The organism is Hydrogenophaga palleronii, assembly GCF_031457455.1.
Taxonomy (GTDB): domain Bacteria; phylum Pseudomonadota; class Gammaproteobacteria; order Burkholderiales; family Burkholderiaceae_C; genus Hydrogenophaga; species Hydrogenophaga palleronii_A.
Window position 1 is genome coordinate 214,982 of the sequence record NZ_JAVDWU010000010.1, and the last position, 17,521, is coordinate 232,502.

Genomic DNA, 17,521 nt, shown 5'->3' on the forward strand with positions numbered 1-17,521 from the left:
AAAGGATGATTTTTTGCGCGAATGCCGACAGGACTACATCGGTACGCCGGGGGTTCGAATCCTCAACCGGGAAACCGGCATGGCTATGTCTTGTCGCCCCTTGTCGCGCTGTTTTGTTTTGGATGTCTCGCGGCGAATGCCGGTGGAACTACAGGCTATTAACCTCGTGGTCGCGGGTTCGAATCCCGTCGGCTCCATATCTGGGGGGCCGTAGCTCAGTCTGGTAGAGCACGAAAAACGTTTCACCAACCCTTGTCGCCACGGGACATGCCTTTTGATCAAGAAGTGAGGAACAACGTGAACAACTACAACACCGAACAACCCGAAGGCGGCGTGCCCATCAAGATGTGGACCAAGGGCGTGCCCGTCGAAGACGAAGCGAAGAAGCAACTTGCCAACGCCGCGCGCCTGCCCATCGTGTTCAAACACATAGCGGCCATGCCCGACGTGCACCTGGGTATTGGCGCCACCGTGGGTTCGGTGGTCTCGACCTTCAAGGCCATCATCCCCGCCGCGGTGGGGGTGGATATTGGCTGCGGAATGATGGCCTGCAAGACCACACTGCGTGCCGAAGACCTGCCCGACAACCTGGGGCCGCTGCGCTCGGCCATCGAGAAAGCGGTGCCGCATGGCATGACGCCATTCAAGCAACGCGGCCGCGACAAAGGTAGCTGGGAAAACCCGCCGAACCTGGTGGACCAGGCCTGGTCCACGCTGGTGGGTGAGTTCGACGCCATCTGCGAGAAGTACCCGCGCCTGAAGAACACCAACAACCACAAGCACCTGGGAACGCTGGGGACCGGTAACCACTTCATCGAGGTCTGCCTCGACGAAGGCGGCGCCGTGTGGTTCATGCTGCACTCGGGTTCGCGTGGTGTGGGCAATGCCATCGGCACCACCTTCATTGAGCTGGCGAAGAAAGACGCAGAGCGCAACAACCGCCACCTGCCCGACCAGGACCTGGCGTACTTCGAAGAAGGTTCGCAGTACTTCGGTGACTACGTGCGCGGTGTGGGCTGGGCGCAGAAGTTCGCGCGCCTGAACCGCGAAGTGATGATGAAAAACCTGGTCGCCACCGTGCGCCAGATCATCACCAAACCCTTCGAGGCGCACGTGGAAGCCGTGAACTGCCACCACAACTACGTGCAGAAGGAAACGCACTTTGGTGAAGAGGTGTTTGTTACGCGCAAGGGCGCGGTGAGCGCGAAGAAGGGCGAGCTCGGGATCATCCCGGGGAGCATGGGCGCGCGCAGCTACATCGTGCGCGGCCTCGGAAACCCCGAGAGCTTCGAGAGCTGCAGCCACGGCGCGGGCCGCGTGATGAGCCGCACCAAGGCCAAGAAGATGTTCACGGTCGCGGACCAGATCAAGGCCACCGAAGGCGTGGAATGCCGCAAGGACGAAGCCGTGATCGACGAGATCCCGATGGCCTACAAGGACATCGACGCGGTGATGGAAGCGCAGAAGGACCTGGTGGAGGTGGTGTATGTGCTCAAGCAGGTGTTGTGTGTGAAGGGATGAGAGATGGAACAAGCGCGCCTAAAACTGGCTTACAAGCAGTTCGGAGAAATCAGAGAAAAACTGGAAGACGGTCTGTCGCCGGACTTGCGGCTGTACTCATACGCGGCATGTGATGCTTCCCGGGAGTCGGAATTCCGTTTACCTCTCATCTGGAACCAAGTCGAAAGTGACCTTCGTTGCCTGATCAATAACTTCAATGCGTGGCTTGGCCGACTGAGGGCTTGGCAAGCATGGAATCAAGTCCTCCCTCACTATTGCGAGCAGGATCAATGGAGTCTGAGAATTGAATTTCTCGGGGACGTTGCCTTCTTTTGCATGATGCAACCGAGTGGCTTTGTTGATCGATCCCTTGAGGCGCTGACGACGGTTTTTCATCACGCCAACTTGACACATAAGCCTGGGTATCGGGACGAGTTGTCTACCGACAAGAACGTCTACAAGCGAATCGAAAAAGGTCACCCGACTCCATATGACTTCTTTGAAAGTCGAGGAGAAATACGCAGGCGCATTCAGGATCTTTCCGAAGGGTGGGGCTCGGCGTTGGTCTTGCTTGAACAGCTAGATTCGTTGAATGACGCGGACTACCAAACGAAGACCATGGACTTTCGGAACAGGGCGAGTCACTCCTTTGCACCTCACTTTGATCTTGGGATCGTTCCCACGGTCACTCGACGACCTGGTTTCGCTTCAAAAATGGTCAAGCGTCCAGATGGGCGCTACGACGCGCTTGAAGATCGATCACACCGGTCAGTTTCGTACGGTTACGGTGAGCTCCCACCCTTGTCTTCTTCAGAGGCACTCGCAGAAAACGCAAAGCAGTTGCAAGTTGCAAGGAAGCTGCTTGTTGCATACGAAGCGCTGCTCAATGAAGTCGACGAAAGGCTGTCATTGCGACAAGGCCGATCAGGTTCCAACGACAGTCCTACCGCCCAAGAACAAACAAAGAGTCTGGAATGACTATCCAAGTTTTGCGAGATAGCCGAGCAGAGTTCCTCCACTCCGCCCACCCCATAGACCCCGCCATGCGCGAACAGGTCATGGCCCATCTGCATGCCATCGAGGCTCAGCACGAGGTCACCATCCTGTTCGCCTGCGAATCCGGCAGCCGGGGCTGGGGATTTGCCTCGCCCGACAGTGACTACGACGTGCGCTTCATCTACGTGAACCGCCTGCCGTGGTACCTCACGGTGGCGCCGGGGCGCGACGTGATCGAGCTGCCGATCAGTGGATCGAGCGCCGCGCTGGGCCGCCCCGAGCAAGCGAGCGCCCCCTCGGGGGGCAGCGAGCACACGCCAGTGCCGAGCGTGGGGGCCACACCCCTGGACATCAACGGCTGGGACCTGCGCAAGGCGCTGGGCCTGATGCGCGAGTCCAACCCCACGTTGCTGGAGTGGCTGCGTTCGCCCATCGTCTACCGCGAAGAGGCCGAGACGATGGACCGCTTTCGTGCGCTGGCCGAGCAGGTGTTCTCGAACGCCAAGGGCTGGCACCACTACGCCTCGATGGCGAAGAAGAACTTTCGCGAACACCTGCAGGCCGACACCGTGCACTACAAGAAATACCTGTACGTGCTGCGCCCGCTGCTGGCTGCGCGCTGGATCCGCGAGCAGCCCGGCGTGCCGCCCATGCGCTTCGCCGAACTGGCGCAGCGCACCTTGCACGCCACCGCCGATGCCGCGCTGATCGACGAGATCAATGCGCTGCTGGAGGTCAAGATGCGCGCCGGCGAGGCCGCGACCAGCCCACGCTGGCCGGGCATCCACGCTTTCATTGAGGCCGAGCTGGCGCGCAACGCGGCCGAGCCCGTGCAGGCGGTGCCCTCTGCCGGTCACGCGCCGCTGGATGCCATGCTGTTCGATACGGTGTTGCAGCATGACCGACAGGCGCAGGAGGCACAGGCATGTTGACCATCGACGGTTCCACCGGCGAAGGCGGTGGCCAGATCCTGCGCACCAGCCTGTCGCTCTCGATGATCACCGGCCAGCCGGTGCGCATCGAGCACATCCGCGCCAGGCGCCCCAAGCCAGGCCTGATGCGCCAGCACCTGGCTTGCGTGCTGGCGGCCCAGGCGATGAGTGGAGCGCAGGTGAGCGGGGCCGAACTGGGCTCGCAGACGCTGGTGTTCGAGCCGGGGGCGCTGCGCCCGGGCGAACACGCGTTTGCCATCGGCTCGGCCGGCAGCTGCCTGCTGGTTTTGCAGACGGTGCTGCCTGCGCTCATGCTGGCCCCCGCGCCGAGCCAGCTCAAGCTTTCGGGCGGCACGCACAACCCGCTGGCGCCCACCTTCCATTTCGTCGAGCGGGCGTTTCTGCCGCAGCTCGCGCGCCTGGGCGTGAAGGTGGAGGTGACGCTGCGCCGCCATGGGTTCTACCCTGCCGGTGGCGGTGAGATGCTGGCCCTGATCGAGCCTGCTGTGGGAGGTCTGCGCCCCTTCGATTTGCTGGATCGCGGTGCGGTGGGTGAAGCGTTTGCGGAGTCGCTGGTGGCGGCGGTGCCGCGCCGCGTGGCCGAGCGCGAGTTGTCTTTGCTCAAGGATGCCCTAGGCTGGGACGAGGGTCAGTTGCGTGTGCCCAACGTGCGGCAGAACGAAGGCCCAGGCAATGCGCTGATTGCGACGCTGGCGTTTGAACACGTGACCGAGGTGTTCACCAGCTTCGGTGAGAAGTCGGTGAGTTCGGAGCAGGTGGCCAGCCGGCTGCTGCGGCAGGTCAAGGCCTACCAGGACAGCACGGCAGCGGCCGGCCCTTACCTGGCCGACCAGTTGGCGCTGCCCTGGGCGCTGGCAGTCCACCAGGGCGGTCAGGCGGCGGCTTACAGCTGCAGCGAGATCACGGAGCACACGCGCACCAACCTCGACGTGATCCAGCGCTTTCTGCCGGTGGTGGCCGATGTCACGCGCGAAGGCGCACACCGCTGGCGGGTGGCCTGGACACCGCATCAGACTTGAAGGGTTGCTCGCGCCATCGTGATCGCTTCGAACGGGCACTTCACCGCGCACCTGGCGCAGCCCGTGCAGCCGGCCTCGTCGTGCAGGTGAGAAAACTTCTTCCATTTCTCAACCTCTAGCGACAGCACGTGAGGCGGGCACGCAGCCACACACCAGCCGCAACCGGTGCACCGGGTCTTGTCGATGACAGGCAGTGCCTTGCGTTCGCTCGCCATGGCGTTATTGTGTCGGCATCATGCAAGACGATATTCCCACCCTGCGCCGCATCCTTCAACGTGACCGCACCATCGCCGTGGTCGGTCTTTCGGCCGAATGGCACCGGCCGAGCTTCTTCGCCGCCAAATACATGCAGGATCACGGCTACCGCATCGTGCCGGTGAACCCGAAGTACCCCGAGATCCTGGGCGAAAAAAGCTATGCGCGGCTGGAGGACATTCCGTTCCCGGTGGACATGGTCGACGTGTTCCGCAAGGAGGGGGAGATTCCACCCATTGCGAAGAGCGCGGTGGCCATTGGCGCAAAAAGCCTGTGGCAGCAGTTGGGCCTGAGAAGTGAAGAGGCCGACCGCATCGCCACCAAAGCGGGCATGGATTCCATCTGGGACCGCTGCGTGAAGATCGAACACGCGCGCCTGTTCGGCGGCCTCAACTGGGCGGGCGTGAACACCAAGGTCATCTCGGCTCAGCGGCCGAAGCAGGGGTGAGCGCTATGGCCGACCGCAACTTCCAGCCAGAAACCCTGGCCATTCACGCCGGGCAGATTCCCGACGCGGCCACTGGCGCCCGCGCCCTGCCCATCTACCAGACCACTAGCTTCGTGTTCGACAGCGCTGACCACGCCGCCAGCCTGTTCAATTTGCAAACCTTTGGCAATGTGTATTCGCGCCTCTCCAACCCCACCGTGGCCGCGCTGGAAGAGCGCGTGGCTGCACTGGAGGGTGCGCGTGCTGCCGTGGCCTGTGCCAGCGGCATGGCGGCCGAAACGCTGGCCCTCACCACCTTGCTGCAGGCGGGAGACCATGTGGTGGCGGCCGGTGCGCTGTACGGCGGCAGTGTGACCATGCTGGCGGTGAACCTGCGCAAGTTCGGCATCACCACCACCTTCGTGGACGCCACGAGTCCCGACGCTTTCGCCGCCGCCATCGAACCGAACACGCGCGCCATCTACGCCGAAACCCTGGGCAATCCCAGCATGGTGGTGCTCGACATCGCCGCCATCGCCGAGGTGGCCCACGCCCACGGCCTGCCGCTGATCGTGGACAACACCGTGCCCAGCCCCTTCCTGTGCAACCCGGTGGCCCTGGGCGCCGACATCGTCATCCACAGCGCCACCAAGTACCTGGCGGGTCACGGAACCACGCTGGGGGGCGTGGTGGTCGAAGGCGGCAACTTCCCATGGGACAACGGCAAGTTTCCAGGCATGACCGAGCCCTCGCCCGGCTACCACGGCGTGAAGTTCTACGAGACCTTTGGCAACTTCGGTTTCACCATGCGCTGCCGCATGGAAGGCCTGCGCGTGTTCGGCGCGGCGCTGGCACCCACCAGCGCCTGGCAGATCCTGCAGGGCGTGGAAACCTTGCCGCTGCGCATGGAGCGCCACTGCAGCAACGCACTGGCCGTGGCCCGCTACCTGCAGGACGATCCGCGCGTGAGCTGGGTCAACTATCCCGGTCTGCCCGACCACCCGCAGCACGAACTGATGAAACGCCAGATGCGCGGTGCCTCCGGGCTGCTGGCCTTTGGGGTGAAGGCGGGTGGACAGGGTGGCATGGAGGCCGGTGTGCGCTTCATTGAAAGCGCCCAGTTCATGAGCCACCTGGTCAACATTGGCGACACGCGCACCCTGATCAGCCACCCCGCCAGCACCACCCACCGCCAGCTCGATGCCGAGCAGCAGATCGCCGCCGGTGTGCTGCCCGACATGGTTCGCATCTCGGTGGGGCTGGAGCACATCGACGACATCCTCTGGGACATCGACCAGGCGCTTTCAAAAGCCGTTGACCGCCACGCAACGGGTTGATCGCCGCCATGTGGCGATCGGAGGTGAACCACTGGGGTTCAGGCGGTGACGGGGGTCGTGTGCTGAGGCGCCGCCGGTTTTGTCCGCAGCGGCAGTTCGGCGCTGATGCGCGTGCCCTGCCCAGGGCTGCTGGCAATGGTGAGCCGCCCTGCATGCGCCTCCACGCGCACCCGCATGCCGGTGAGGCCGTGGTGGCCGGCACCCACGTCGTTCACCTCGAAGCCCTTGCCGTCGTCGCGCACCGTCACCACCGCCCGGTTGTCGCGTTGCTCCAGCGTCACCCACACATGGCGGGCGCGGGCGTACTTGCTGATGTTGGTCAGCGATTCCTGCACCAGCCGGTACACGGTGAGCTCGGACTCCTTGTCCAGCGACACTGCCGACAGGGTGTGGTCCACGGGAATGTTCAGTGAAGTCGCTGCGTCCTCGCACAGCACCTCCAGCGCCGCCACCAGGCCCAGCTGGTCCAGGGATGACGGCCTCAGGTTCTCGACGATGCGCCGCTTCACCGCAATGCTCTCATTGAGCCTCTGTTCAATGCCGCTGGCCCGTTCCAGGGCCACGGCGGGCACGTCGGGCACCCGTCGCAGGCGCGCGAGTTCAAGCTTCATGGCGGTGAGCAGACCGCCCATCTCGTCGTGCAGCTCACGCGCCAAGCGACTTCTTTCGTCTTCACGTGTGTTGACCAGGTAGCCGGCCAGTTCGCGCAGCTCGGCGGTGCGCAGTGCGATCTGGTGGGCCAGGTATTCGCTTTCGCGGGCCTTCTGCTCGTCGATCTCGCGCAGCTGACGCAGGAACAGGCCCAGTGCCACCAACGAGACCACCACCGCCAGATGCAAGGCGAGTCGGTTGAGCAGAATGGCGTCGAAGAGCGAGGCGCGGGCGGTGTTCTGCACCGCTTCTGCGCGTTCGAGCACCGCATCAAAATCCTGCCGCAGTTCGGCGAGGTCGGCGCGCCCGCGATCGCTGCTGGCCAGCGTACGTGCGCGCACCCGCTGGCCTTCTCCGACGGCGGCCACCCACTCGTTCATTTCGGCGACCCGGTCGGCAATGCGGGTGCGCACGGCTTCCACCGAAACAATGCGCTGCGGGTCCACGCTGGCAATGAGCTGGAAGGCGCCGCGCTGCACCTCGTCAAGCTCGGCCAGCGAGTTGCGGTAGGCATCCAGATCGGTCGCGTTGCCGTTGAGCAGGTAAGCCCGCGCCGCGGTCTCGGCGTCGGTCAGGGCCTGCAGGGTGTTGGCGGCTTTCAGGTGGGCGTCGGTCAGGGAAATGCCGCGTTCCAGCGTGGCATGCGAATGCTGGTAGGTGCTTTCGTTCACCGCCACGGTGATCACGGCCAGAGCCACCACCACCGGCATCACGTAACGCGTGCGCACCACGCGTTCAATGGACGACTTGATCATGGATTCGTGTGGCCAGGGCTGTTGCTGAGCCAGCCAGCTCGCACAAGAAAGAAAAACCGGTGGCCTCTCACCCCTTCAGCCCAGGGCACCAGGCGCGGTGGTCGTGCCATCGGCCACATGGGCGCAATAGGCGATCAACTCGTCCAGCTCGCACGATTTGTCGAACACCCGGTCGGCACCCAGCGCCGCGCACCGGCGCCTGATGTCGGCAGAGGCGTAGTTGGTCAGAACCACACGGCGCACCGCCAGGTCATCGTCCTTCGCCGCCTGCAGCACCCCAAGGCCGGAACCGTTGAGAAGAAAGATGTCGATGATCAGCAGGTCTACCTGATTGCCTTCCTCGCGCAGCCACTGCACCGCGCTGGCCTCATCCGCCGCACTCCCCACCACTTCGACGCTGGTGAGTTCTTCCAGCGTGGACACGAGGTTCTCATAGATGAGTGGGTTGTCCTCGACGATGAAGGTTTTCAGAGTGGACATGGTCGATGCTTGAAGCGATGGTCCGGCCTGAGGTGGCCGACCTCCTCGACCTGAGTGGGTGTTGCCAGCCGCCAGGGTGCAGGTCAGTCACCAAGCGCTCGGCAATATTTTGTTTCATTGGCGACAGGTTGTCTGTAGGACGTGGCCTACAGACTGAGGCCGACCTTGCGAAAGGACGGCCTCTTCAGGTTTACTGAACGATGATGTCGTTGCGAACCGACTTCACGCCCGGTGTGGACCTGGCCAGGGTTTCGGCATGAGAGCGTTCCACGCTCGTCTTCGCGAAACCTGAGAGCTGCACCGTGCCGTTGAGGGATTCCACCTTGATCGCCAGTGCGCTGACCGTCGGGTCTTTGGCAAAGCTGGCTTTCACCCGCGTGGTGATGGTGGCGTCATCGACAAACGACCCCACTGTTTGCTGATCGCGCGCCACGGCACAACCTGTGAGCTGAACAACAGAAAAAGCGGCTGCAACAGCCAATACGGCATGAGCAATTTTCATGATTTCCTCCAGAAAGTCAGGAGGGTGGATGGCGGCGCCACTGGCGGCCATCCCCCTGTAAAGCGTCAAACGTCAGGGCGCTGCTTAGCTGTCCTTTTTCACAACCAGCCGGTTATCAACAGCCACCACGCCGTCAACGGCGGTCACCAGGCTCGTTGCGCGCTCACGGGCGTTTTCATCGGGTGCTGCGCCGGTCAGCTCAACACGGCCTGCTTCGGTGTCCACGTCGATGTCCATTACGCTGAGCGCACCATCTGCGGCGAGCGCAGCCTGCACCTTGGCGGTGATGGCCATGTCGTTCGCGCCTTCGGCAATGGCTTCACCAGCGCCTCGGTTGTCCTGGTTGTTCATGCCTTCCTGTGCGGGGGCCACGGGCTGGTTGAGCGTCGACTCGGCTGTGGTAGCCGGGGCCGGGGCCGATGTCATCGGCGCCTGATCCACTTGACCAACGGTGTCGTCCTTCTGGCCACATGCGGCCATCAGGGCAGTGGCTGCAGCGGCAGCGATCAGAGCGGTGTAGCGTTTGGCGTATTTCATGATGGTTTCCTTTGATTTCCGCCGGGACTCCGACGGGTGATTCAACAATATGCGTGTGGGAAAAGCTTGTCGGTCAGACCGCAAGACGTGGCCGCGTCGGACATCGCCGACACAGACATCGTTCAGGCTCAAACCCTGTCCATGGGGCGAGTGGCGCTTGGCTGATCCAGCCAGTCGTCACCCAGCTTGCGCTCCCATTCGGTGACTTGACGCTCGGCTTCGTCCTTGGCGCAACCGTAGCGCTCCTGGATCTTGCCGGCGAGCTGTTCGCGGCGGCCGGCCACCACGTCGAAGTCATCGTCAGTGAGCTTGCCCCACTGCTCCTTGACTTTGCCTTTGGCTTGTTTCCAGTTGCCTTTGACTCGATCCCAGTTCATATGCTTCTCCTTGAATGAGGGTGAGAGTTGTGGGTCGTTGGATATATCAACCCCGGCCTGCGCCGTTTGCAGCGCGTTGCCGTGAATGAACTTTAGGTGGGGTGCGGTTGTGCAGCTGTCGGTCAATCGGCAGGCTCGTTGTAGGACAACGCCGATGCGAAGAGAGCGTCGACGTGGAAGCGAGGGGGAGGAACGGCTGGAGGCTTTGCCGTCGCCCGGCCTGCGGCGACAATTCGATCACCCGACGACCCCGGGTCCTTCGAAGGTATTCCGTAGATGGTCTATCGAAGGCCTGTTAGATTTTCGGCATCCCATTCACCGAGAGTCCCATGATCAAAGTAGGCATCGTCGACGACCACGCCATCGTTCGCACCGGCTTGCGCCAGTTTCTTTCCGAACACGTGGACCTGCGCGTCGTGGGAGAAGCCAACGATGGTCGTGAGGCCTTGGAGCTGGTGCGCGAAGCCGAGGTGGACGTGCTGCTGATGGACATCTCCATGCCCGAACACGGCGGTGTGGACGCGCTGCAGGCCATTAAGGCTCGCTATCCCGACCTGGCCGTGCTCATTCTCAGCGGCTTTCCGGAAGCCCAGTACGCCACCACCCTGTTGCGCTTTGGCGCCAGCGGTTATCTGAACAAGGAGTGCCCGCCCGAAGAGATCGTGGAAGCCATCCGGGTGGTCGCACGCGGGCGCCGCTACATCAGCCCGGCCGTGGCCGAGCTGCTCGCCGACAGCGCGCTGGGAGGCGGGGAAGACCGCCCCCTGCACGAACAACTGTCGGAACGCGAAATGCAGGTGTTCCTGCGCCTCGCCCAGGGAGAGACCATTGGTGCGATGGCCGAAGCCATGTTCCTCAGCGTCAAGACCGTGAGCACCTACCGCACCCGCGTGATGCAGAAGCTCAAGCTGAACAGCAACAGCGATCTCACCTATTACGCGGTCAAGAACGGACTCATTCAGTAACACCCCCTGCGCCGCTGACACGGCTTCCCCCTCTCTGGCGCGCCGTTGGCGCTTGGAGGGGGACGGCACCCGTGGCCTGGCAAAGCCAGTTCCACGGTGCCCCTGGTCCGGGCTTCCCCTCGTTCGCTGCGCGTGAGTTCAGCACCGACCAGAACAGCTCAGCCAACGAGGGGAAGCTTTGCCAAGGCGCGAAGCGGCACAGAGGGGAATACCGAAAACTTTCCGGAGCGAAATGCCCCATCCAGGGCACCCGTGGAACCGGCTTTGCCGGGCCACTGGGTGCGTCCCCCTCCAAGCGCCGAAGGCGCGCCAGAGAGGGGGGAAGCTGCGTCAGCGGCGCAGGGGGGTGCCTCCAGCTATAACCAGCGTTCGATCAAGCGCCCAACGCCTTCCATCATGCGGAGGTGCAGTGGGCGCTGGCGCCAGGCTTCCAGTGTGACTGGTTCCGACTCTGCCCGGTCTTTTTCGAACAGGGCGTTCATCTCGGCGCCAAAATCCTCACCCAGCACGATCACGTTGAGCTCGTTGTTGGTGACGAAACTCAGCCAGTCCAGGTTGCTGGAGCCCACGGTGGAGAACACGCCGTCGATGACCGCTGTCTTGGCGTGCATGATGGCGTGCTGCATCTCGTGGATGCGCACGCCGGCCTCCAGCAAGTCGGTGTAGTAGGAGCGACCGGCATGCAGCACCAGTGAAGAATCGCTGCGTCCCGGCAGCACCAGTTCCACCACCACACCACGCCGGGCCGCGTCGATCAGCGCCTGTACAAAATCCGTTCCGGGCGCGAAGTAGGCCATGGTCAGGCGCACATTGACTTGCGCCGCGTCGATCGCCGCCAGCAGGGCGCTGTAGATCCGATTTTCGCGCTGGCGGGGATCGCTGGCCAGCACCTTCACCACCCGCTTGCCCGGCTCGGCTGCGCCCCGCCGGGGGGCGGGCGTGCCCAGCGCGCCTTCGCAACCCTGCTCCAGCCAGGTGGCTTCAAACACCTGTGCCAGCACCGGCACCACCGGCCCCTGCAGTTCAATCTGGGTGTCGCGCCAGTGGTCGTCCTGAGCGCCCATGGGTGGCGCCCCACGGCGCCGGATGAGCGAGCTCGATCCGTACACGCGGCTGATGTTGATGCCACCTGTGAAGGCGGTGTCCTCATCGACCACCAGCAGCTTGCGGTGGTCGCGGTGCGTGATGCCCCAGTATCCCGGTCGCCGGATCGGGTTCAGTGGATTGAAGGTGCACACCGAGACACCGCCCTTCTCCAGTCGCTCAAAGAAGGTCAGTGGCGTGGTGATGGAACCCACCGCGTCGTAGATCAGCGATACCTTCACGCCTTCGGCCGCCTTGATCAACAGCAGCTCGGCGACCTCTGCGGCCACACCGCTGTCTTCCACGATGTAGCTCTCCAGAAGAATCCGGCCCCTTGCCTGCACGATCGCCGCCTTCATGGCCTCAAACGTGGCGGGGCCATCGACCAGCAGGCGCGTGCGGTTGCCCCGGATCAGATCCGTGTCGCCGCTGGCGCTCAAGGTCTGCAGATGGTGTGCCAGCAAATCGCCCTGGCCTTCATTGGCCAGACGCCGCAGCGTGCTGCGTTCGGCCAGACCCGACACCGTGCCTGCGGCCCCCCGCACACTCACCTGACCGGTGTGGCCCTGCGGCAGCGACGCTGTGCGTGGCGGCAGGCTGGAACAGGCCGAAACCATCAACCCCAGGCACGCCCATAGCCAGCCGGTTGCGCGCAGGCGCCGCTCGCCCGACCAGGGCGCCCTGCGTGGAATGACGAAAACCCCTTGAACGGGCAGGGCTGCCGATGCGGGGGGTTCCGAAACCGGGTGGGAGGTCATGTCGGCGCAATCCTACGCCTCCACGCGGCCTTGACTTGCATTCACGGCGCCTTTGCTTGCCTAGAGTGGAGTCATTGCAACGGTGGTCGTTGCGAAACATCAGCCCAGCGGCAACGCGGGGCCCCCATCAGGAGTTCAACAATGCTGCACTACGCCGTCGTCTTCCTCGTGATAGCCCTGATCGCTGCCGTGCTTGGTTTTGGTGGCATCGCCGCTGGCGCCGCAGGTATCGCCAAGATCCTCTTTGGCGTGTTTCTCGTCATGGCCATCATTTCGTTCCTGTTCGGTTTGACCCGCAGACGCTAGCGAACGCCCCCTAGATTGTTTTTCCGCCCATCTTCACCCTTCCACCCTTCCACTTTCAGGAGCCAAGCAGCCATGTTCAAAAACACCGAATCTCTTACCCACAAAGCCATCAATACCGCCAGCGACCTATCGGAGCGCGCCGCCCGCGAGGCCGACCAGACCCTGGCAGCGACACGCCGCGCCACCGCCGATGCCACCAGATCACTGCGCGAAGGTTTCGAGGCCATGCAGGAAGAAGTGCCTTCCGCCCTCTCGCGTGCCGCAGAAAAATGCGAAGCCCTTTCCAAAGAAGGCCTGGAACGCGCACGCCGCGCGAAAGAGGCGGTCCGCGAGCAGGCCATCCGCGCTGGTGACCAGACCGTGGGCTATATCAAGGACGAGCCCGTGAAAGCCGTGGCCATTGCTGCCGGCGTGGGTGCAGTGGCGGCACTGCTCGTGGGCTGGCTGGGGCGTGCGCGCCACGAGCGTGCCCACAGCGCTGGCGCACGTTGAGGTCCGTGTCTGCGCAAGCACCCTGCCGTGAAAATCAGGTGGTGCGCAGACAGCGCTTGATCTCCCCTCCTCTCCAGGGTTCGGAGGCACACAGTGCCTCCTTTTTTGTGCCCCTGAACGCTCGTTCAGAGGAAGACACGTCACGATGCGGGTGAGATACTGGCCGCGAACGCCGGCCCCATATTGAACGCCGAAGGGGCACGGCGAGCAGGCACAGAAGCCCCTTCGATGAAAATCAACCGCATCCGTCCTTTTCGCACCTGTTCGTGGCGGACTGGCGGAGCCGCCTGGGCGCTTCTGTTGGCGGTCGCGGCCCATGCCCAGGAGGTTCCGCCGTCCACCTGGACGTTCACCCCCGAACGGGACCGCTTCCAGGCCGGTGCGTTGCTGGACTTGCGCTACCTGAACGAACCGGTGGCTGGCCAGGCCGGCTTCGTGCAGGTGAATCAACAAGGGCGTTTTGTGCTCGGCAACGGCCAGCCGGTGCGTTTCTGGGCTGTCAACAGCAGTGTGGGCCACGAGTCGCAATGGCCGCGTGGCCCGCTGTGGCCACAGGGTCTCAACGACCTGGCCCACCACGCACGCTTTCTGGCCAAGCGGGGCGTGAACATGGTGCGCCAGCACCGCCAGATCAGCCCCAACCTGACAACCCACCCCGATGCCGCGCTGACCGACATCAACGAGGCCGAGCGCGACGCCATCTGGCGCATGGTGGCGGCCATGCGCAAGCAGGGCATCTACACCACGCTGTCACCATACTGGGGTGTGCCCATGAAGTTCGCCAAGAACTGGGGCATTGCCGGCGGCAACAAACAGTCGGCGCTGGGCCTGCTGTTTTTCGACGAAACCCTTCAGGCGGCCTACAAGGTCTGGCTGAAAAAGCTGCTGCTTGAGAAGAACCCCTACACCGGGCTGTCGTTGGCGCAAGACCCCAGCCTGGCGGTGTTCCAGCTGCAGAACGAAGACAGCCTGCTGTTCTGGACCGTCAACGCCATCCAGGGGCCGCAACGCGAAGCGCTGGAGCGGCGGTTTGCCAACTTCGTGCGAACCAAATACGGTTCGCTGGACGCAGCGTGGAATGCGTGGGGCCACAGTCCCGTCAAGGGTGATCAGCCCGCTGCTGGTCGCTTGGCATTGATCGACATCTGGCAGCTCACGCAGCCGCCTCCCCAAGGTGGAGCCGGCCAGCGCATGGCCGATCAGACCGAGTTCTACGCCCGCACCATGCACGACTTCAACCGCGAGATGGTCGACTACCTGCGCCAGGAACTGGGCCTGAAATCGCTCATCAACGCTGGCAACTGGAAGACCGCCAGCGCCGAGCGGCTGGGCGATGTGGAACGCTGGAGCTACCTGCCGGGCGATGTGGATGCCGTCAACCACTACTTTGGCGGTGTGCACCAGGGCGAGAACAACGGCTGGGCCATTTCACAAGGCGACCGCTTCACCAGCGACAGCGCGCTCCTGCAACCGCACCGGCTGCCCGTCAACCTCAAGCAGACCCAGGGCCGCCCCATCATGGTCACGGAAAGCGCGTGGGTGCTGCCCAACACGCACGGGGCCGAAGGGCCCTTCCTGGTCGCCGCCTACACCTCGCTCAGCGGCGTGGCCGCCTACCACTGGTTCGCCACCGATCACGACGGCTGGGCACCGCCGCATTCGGCCAACGGCTACCTGCCGTCGCAGCAAAAGTGGACCTACGCCACGCCGGAGACACTGGGGAGTTTTCCCGCAGCGGCACTGGCCTATCGCCGGGGCGACATCCGCACCGGCCAGCCGGTGCTGCTGGAGCAGCGCACGTTGTCATCCTTGTGGCAGCGACAGAGCCCCCGCATTTTTGAAGGCGCCAGCTTCGACCCGAATCGCGACACCGGCGATGGTGCGCGCAACGGGAAGACCATCCGCTCTGCAATCTCGCCAGATGCCTTTCTCGCCGGGCCGGTGCAGGTGCGCCTGGGGGCCGACCCGGTGTCCGCCACCTATGCTGCCGATCTGGCTGCGTGGACCGACAAGGACCGCATCCGGGCCAACACCGGCGAGATCGTGCTCGATCACCGCCTGGGCGTGGCCACGGTCGACACACCCCGGACCCAAGGCGTGGCGGCCCACTTCCAGCGCGCACCCCAGCACCAGCTGAGCACGCTGGGTGTGCGCTCAGGCAACCGCTTCGGTGCCGTCATGGCCGTGTCGCTGGACGACAAGCCACTGAACCAATCCCGCTCGGTGCTCCTGCAGTACGCCACCCAAAGCCGCCCCACCGGCTGGCGCGACAAGCCGGTCACCCTCACGCTGGAAGGCGGCGGCACCGCACCCGGCTGGGAAATCGAGTCTTTCGGCGGCGCGCCCTGGAAGGTGGTGCAGCCCGAGCTTGAAGTGAGCTTGCGCAACCCCCGGTTGCGACGGGCCACTGCGCTGGACATGAACGGCATGCCCTTGGCTGCCGTGCCGGTGAAGAGAGAGGGCGACACGTTGCGGCTGCGGTTTCCGCCTGCCACGATGTATGTCGTGGTGCGCTGAACCCAGTGCGGCCTTTGCACGAAGAGGTGCAACGAGGCGGTGTGTCCACTGATGCGGTGGAACCGGCTTGGCCGGGCCACTCGTATCGCCCCCTGGGGGGTGACGCCGAAGGCGGCGCGGGGGGACTCACACCCTGCGGCGCGGGGGGTCACGTAGCTTGCATCAGTTCAACAAACCGCTTCGCCCCCAGCCCCAGCGGCCTATCGTTCTGCCACACCACGTCCACCCACAGCCGCAGCTGGTTGCTCATGTTGCCGAAGCGCACTTCCGCCAGCTGCCCGGACGCCACCAGGGGCTCCACCAGGCGCTGTGGCAGGTAGGCCCAACCCAGCCCGGCCTGCACCAGGCTCAGCGTGGCCAGGTGGCTGTCGGTGCGCCAGATCTGGCGGGCCACCAGCACGCGCGGGTCGGCGGCGTGGCGGTCGCGGCCGGCCACGGCGATCTGCCGCACGTCGACCAGGTCTTCCAGCCGCCAGCGGTTCTGGCGGCCGCGCGCTTCGGGGTGGCTGGGCGACATCACCGCCACCAGAATCTCCTGCCCCACCTCCTGAAACGACTCCCGCTCGTCGGTGCCCGGGCGTTCAAACACCAGCGCCAGGTTCGCTTCGCCGGCGTACAGCATGCGCAGTGCATCCGCCTGCGGGGCCGACAGCACCTCCACATCCAACGATGGAAATTCGGCCGCCAGCACGGCCAGGGGCTGGCTCCAGGGGGCCGAGAGCAGTTCGGGTGCGATGGCCAGCGTCAAACGCTGCTCCAGCCCCTGGTGCATCTGCTGAGCGTGCGCCTGCAGCTGCCGCAGCTGCCGTGCCAGCTGGCGCGCCTGCGGTTCGAGCGCGCGGGCCACAGCCGTGGGGCGGGGCTCGCGCGTGCTGCGGTCAAACAGTGTGAGGTCCAGCTCGGCTTCCAGTTGCGCAATCGTCATGCTCACCGCCGACGGCACCCGGCCCAGCTGGCGCGCAGCGGCGGAAAACGAACCGCTGTCGAGCACCGCAAGAAACACCCGCACGTTGTCGCTGGAGAAGGCCATGCCGCCAACATATCAGAAAAACTGAAAGTAACTGACTTTTAGCGTCAGCAGGATCGCACTAGCATCTCCCCCAACGAGCCCCGCCATCCCCGCGCAGCGTCCACCCTTTCAGCACATTCACGGCACACCAGATACCGAACGCCATGCAAGGCATCAAAAGAAAAATCGTCTACGTCACGCTGTACGAAATCATCGCCATCGCGTGTTCCAGCCTCGCGCTGGCCGTGCTGCTCGGCAGAAGCATGGGCCACGCCAGCGTGGTGGCGGTGGCCGCGTCGGCGATCGCGGTGGTGTGGAACCTTGTCTTCAACACCCTGTTCGAGCGCTGGGAGAGCCGCCAGGTCAAACGCGGGCGCGGCCTGGGCCGCCGCGTGGCACACGCCATCGGCTTTGAAGGCGGGCTGGTGTTCACGCTGGTGCCGCTGTTCGCCTGGTGGTTCGACATTTCGCTGTGGCAAGCCCTGGTGCTGGACGTGGGCCTGATCGTCTTCTTCCTTGTCTACACCTTCGTCTTCAACCTCGCGTTTGACAAGGTGTTCGGCCTGCCGGCATCGGCCCTGCCCTTGCCCGGCAACTGACCG

At 64.1% G+C, this 17,521-nt stretch carries 19 protein-coding genes; 11 read left to right on the plus strand and 8 right to left on the minus strand.

Annotation, left to right across the window (positions count from 1 at the left end; all coding sequences use genetic code 11):
- Positions 1-267 precede the first annotated feature (267 nt).
- From J2W49_RS21010 to rtcA, 4 genes are all read left to right on the plus strand, one after another.
- Entirely contained in the window at positions 268-1,521 is a 1,254-nt protein-coding gene (locus J2W49_RS21010; RefSeq protein WP_405001058.1) for an RtcB family protein, read from the plus strand.
- Between the two features lie 3 nt (positions 1,522-1,524).
- Positions 1,525-2,478 carry a hypothetical protein gene (locus tag J2W49_RS21015; RefSeq protein ID WP_310320809.1) on the plus strand — a complete coding sequence of 318 codons (954 nt, stop codon included), beginning with the start codon at positions 1,525-1,527 and terminating at the stop codon, positions 2,476-2,478.
- Positions 2,479-2,543: 65 nt separating this feature from the next.
- The gene (locus J2W49_RS21020; protein ID WP_310320810.1) at positions 2,544-3,428 is read left to right on the plus strand and encodes a nucleotidyltransferase domain-containing protein; all 885 of its coding nucleotides are present in this window, start codon (positions 2,544-2,546) and stop codon (positions 3,426-3,428) included.
- Complete coding sequence (gene rtcA, locus J2W49_RS21025; RefSeq protein ID WP_310320811.1) at positions 3,422-4,468, plus strand: RNA 3'-terminal phosphate cyclase; 1,047 nt, start codon at positions 3,422-3,424, stop codon at positions 4,466-4,468. Before J2W49_RS21020 ends, rtcA begins: the two co-directional genes overlap by 7 nt.
- On the opposite strand, the gene J2W49_RS21030 is transcribed toward rtcA, so the two are convergent.
- Entirely contained in the window at positions 4,459-4,683 is a 225-nt protein-coding gene (locus J2W49_RS21030) for a 4Fe-4S binding protein (protein ID WP_310320812.1), read from the minus strand. The genes rtcA and J2W49_RS21030 overlap by 10 nt on opposite strands.
- 20 nt (positions 4,684-4,703) lie before the next feature.
- On the opposite strand from J2W49_RS21030, the gene J2W49_RS21035 reads away from it, so the two are divergent.
- Together J2W49_RS21035 and J2W49_RS21040 are read left to right on the plus strand one after the other, a co-directional pair.
- On the plus strand, positions 4,704-5,171 hold the full coding sequence (locus J2W49_RS21035; protein ID WP_310320813.1) for a CoA-binding protein: 468 nt from the start codon (positions 4,704-4,706) through the stop codon (positions 5,169-5,171).
- A gap of 5 nt (positions 5,172-5,176) precedes the next feature.
- Complete coding sequence (locus tag J2W49_RS21040) at positions 5,177-6,487, plus strand: O-acetylhomoserine aminocarboxypropyltransferase/cysteine synthase family protein (RefSeq protein WP_310320814.1); 1,311 nt, start codon at positions 5,177-5,179, stop codon at positions 6,485-6,487.
- 38 nt (positions 6,488-6,525) lie between these two features.
- Here the strand turns inward: J2W49_RS21040 and J2W49_RS21045 are convergent, their stop codons facing one another.
- The 5 genes from J2W49_RS21045 to J2W49_RS21065 all read right to left on the minus strand — a co-directional run bounded on the left by J2W49_RS21045 (position 6,526) and on the right by J2W49_RS21065 (position 9,789).
- On the minus strand, positions 6,526-7,893 hold the full coding sequence (locus J2W49_RS21045; RefSeq protein ID WP_310320815.1) for a sensor histidine kinase: 1,368 nt from the start codon (positions 7,891-7,893) through the stop codon (positions 6,526-6,528).
- A gap of 75 nt (positions 7,894-7,968) precedes the next feature.
- The gene (locus J2W49_RS21050) at positions 7,969-8,373 is read right to left on the minus strand and encodes a response regulator (RefSeq protein WP_310320816.1); all 405 of its coding nucleotides are present in this window, start codon (positions 8,371-8,373) and stop codon (positions 7,969-7,971) included.
- A gap of 190 nt (positions 8,374-8,563) precedes the next feature.
- Entirely contained in the window at positions 8,564-8,875 is a 312-nt protein-coding gene (locus tag J2W49_RS21055; RefSeq protein WP_310320817.1) for a BON domain-containing protein, read from the minus strand.
- 84 nt (positions 8,876-8,959) lie between these two features.
- Entirely contained in the window at positions 8,960-9,412 is a 453-nt protein-coding gene (locus J2W49_RS21060) for a BON domain-containing protein (RefSeq protein WP_310320818.1), read from the minus strand.
- Positions 9,413-9,540: 128 nt separating this feature from the next.
- Positions 9,541-9,789 (minus strand): CsbD family protein, encoded by a 249-nt coding sequence (locus J2W49_RS21065; RefSeq protein ID WP_310320819.1) that lies wholly within the window; start codon positions 9,787-9,789, stop codon positions 9,541-9,543.
- A 329-nt stretch (positions 9,790-10,118) separates the two neighbouring features.
- Between J2W49_RS21065 and J2W49_RS21070 the strand changes: the two genes are divergently transcribed.
- Positions 10,119-10,754, plus strand: coding sequence for a response regulator transcription factor (locus J2W49_RS21070; protein WP_310320820.1), 636 nt, complete (start codon positions 10,119-10,121; stop codon positions 10,752-10,754).
- A gap of 356 nt (positions 10,755-11,110) precedes the next feature.
- Here J2W49_RS21070 and J2W49_RS21075 read toward each other — a convergent pair whose 3' ends face one another.
- Positions 11,111-12,595 (minus strand): phospholipase D-like domain-containing protein, encoded by a 1,485-nt coding sequence (locus J2W49_RS21075; protein ID WP_310320821.1) that lies wholly within the window; start codon positions 12,593-12,595, stop codon positions 11,111-11,113.
- A 141-nt stretch (positions 12,596-12,736) separates the two neighbouring features.
- On the opposite strand from J2W49_RS21075, the gene J2W49_RS21080 reads away from it, so the two are divergent.
- The 3 genes from J2W49_RS21080 (at position 12,737) to J2W49_RS21090 (ending at position 15,910) form a co-directional block, all read left to right on the plus strand.
- Positions 12,737-12,901 (plus strand): DUF1328 domain-containing protein, encoded by a 165-nt coding sequence (locus J2W49_RS21080; protein ID WP_310320822.1) that lies wholly within the window; start codon positions 12,737-12,739, stop codon positions 12,899-12,901.
- 72 nt (positions 12,902-12,973) lie between these two features.
- Positions 12,974-13,393 carry a hypothetical protein gene (locus tag J2W49_RS21085; RefSeq protein WP_310320823.1) on the plus strand — a complete coding sequence of 140 codons (420 nt, stop codon included), beginning with the start codon at positions 12,974-12,976 and terminating at the stop codon, positions 13,391-13,393.
- A 228-nt stretch (positions 13,394-13,621) separates the two neighbouring features.
- Positions 13,622-15,910 carry a hypothetical protein gene (locus tag J2W49_RS21090; protein WP_310320824.1) on the plus strand — a complete coding sequence of 763 codons (2,289 nt, stop codon included), beginning with the start codon at positions 13,622-13,624 and terminating at the stop codon, positions 15,908-15,910.
- A gap of 148 nt (positions 15,911-16,058) precedes the next feature.
- Here J2W49_RS21090 and J2W49_RS21095 read toward each other — a convergent pair whose 3' ends face one another.
- Positions 16,059-16,940 (minus strand): LysR family transcriptional regulator, encoded by an 882-nt coding sequence (locus J2W49_RS21095; RefSeq protein WP_310320825.1) that lies wholly within the window; start codon positions 16,938-16,940, stop codon positions 16,059-16,061.
- Positions 16,941-17,083: 143 nt separating this feature from the next.
- Between J2W49_RS21095 and J2W49_RS21100 the strand changes: the two genes are divergently transcribed.
- Positions 17,084-17,518 carry a PACE efflux transporter gene (locus J2W49_RS21100; protein WP_310320826.1) on the plus strand — a complete coding sequence of 145 codons (435 nt, stop codon included), beginning with the start codon at positions 17,084-17,086 and terminating at the stop codon, positions 17,516-17,518.
- Positions 17,519-17,521 lie beyond the last annotated feature (3 nt).

Coding starts and splice junctions, on each gene's coding strand:
- J2W49_RS21010 (WP_405001058.1), top strand. CDS start 268: ATGCCTTTTGATCAAGAAGTGAGGAACAACGTGAACAACTACAACACC.
- rtcA (WP_310320811.1), top strand. CDS start 3,422: ATGTTGACCATCGACGGTTCCACCGGCGAAGGCGGTGGCCAGATCCTG.
- J2W49_RS21020 (WP_310320810.1), top strand. CDS start 2,544: ATGCGCGAACAGGTCATGGCCCATCTGCATGCCATCGAGGCTCAGCAC.
- J2W49_RS21055 (WP_310320817.1), bottom strand. CDS start 8,875: ATGAAAATTGCTCATGCCGTATTGGCTGTTGCAGCCGCTTTTTCTGTT.
- J2W49_RS21075 (WP_310320821.1), bottom strand. CDS start 12,595: ATGACCTCCCACCCGGTTTCGGAACCCCCCGCATCGGCAGCCCTGCCC.
- J2W49_RS21095 (WP_310320825.1), bottom strand. CDS start 16,940: ATGGCCTTCTCCAGCGACAACGTGCGGGTGTTTCTTGCGGTGCTCGAC.
- J2W49_RS21090 (WP_310320824.1), top strand. CDS start 13,622: ATGAAAATCAACCGCATCCGTCCTTTTCGCACCTGTTCGTGGCGGACT.
- J2W49_RS21070 (WP_310320820.1), top strand. CDS start 10,119: ATGATCAAAGTAGGCATCGTCGACGACCACGCCATCGTTCGCACCGGC.
- J2W49_RS21015 (WP_310320809.1), top strand. CDS start 1,525: ATGGAACAAGCGCGCCTAAAACTGGCTTACAAGCAGTTCGGAGAAATC.
- J2W49_RS21100 (WP_310320826.1), top strand. CDS start 17,084: ATGCAAGGCATCAAAAGAAAAATCGTCTACGTCACGCTGTACGAAATC.
- J2W49_RS21065 (WP_310320819.1), bottom strand. CDS start 9,789: ATGAACTGGGATCGAGTCAAAGGCAACTGGAAACAAGCCAAAGGCAAA.
- J2W49_RS21030 (WP_310320812.1), bottom strand. CDS start 4,683: ATGGCGAGCGAACGCAAGGCACTGCCTGTCATCGACAAGACCCGGTGC.
- J2W49_RS21045 (WP_310320815.1), bottom strand. CDS start 7,893: ATGATCAAGTCGTCCATTGAACGCGTGGTGCGCACGCGTTACGTGATG.
- J2W49_RS21035 (WP_310320813.1), top strand. CDS start 4,704: ATGCAAGACGATATTCCCACCCTGCGCCGCATCCTTCAACGTGACCGC.
- J2W49_RS21080 (WP_310320822.1), top strand. CDS start 12,737: ATGCTGCACTACGCCGTCGTCTTCCTCGTGATAGCCCTGATCGCTGCC.
- J2W49_RS21085 (WP_310320823.1), top strand. CDS start 12,974: ATGTTCAAAAACACCGAATCTCTTACCCACAAAGCCATCAATACCGCC.
- J2W49_RS21040 (WP_310320814.1), top strand. CDS start 5,177: ATGGCCGACCGCAACTTCCAGCCAGAAACCCTGGCCATTCACGCCGGG.
- J2W49_RS21050 (WP_310320816.1), bottom strand. CDS start 8,373: ATGTCCACTCTGAAAACCTTCATCGTCGAGGACAACCCACTCATCTAT.
- J2W49_RS21060 (WP_310320818.1), bottom strand. CDS start 9,412: ATGAAATACGCCAAACGCTACACCGCTCTGATCGCTGCCGCTGCAGCC.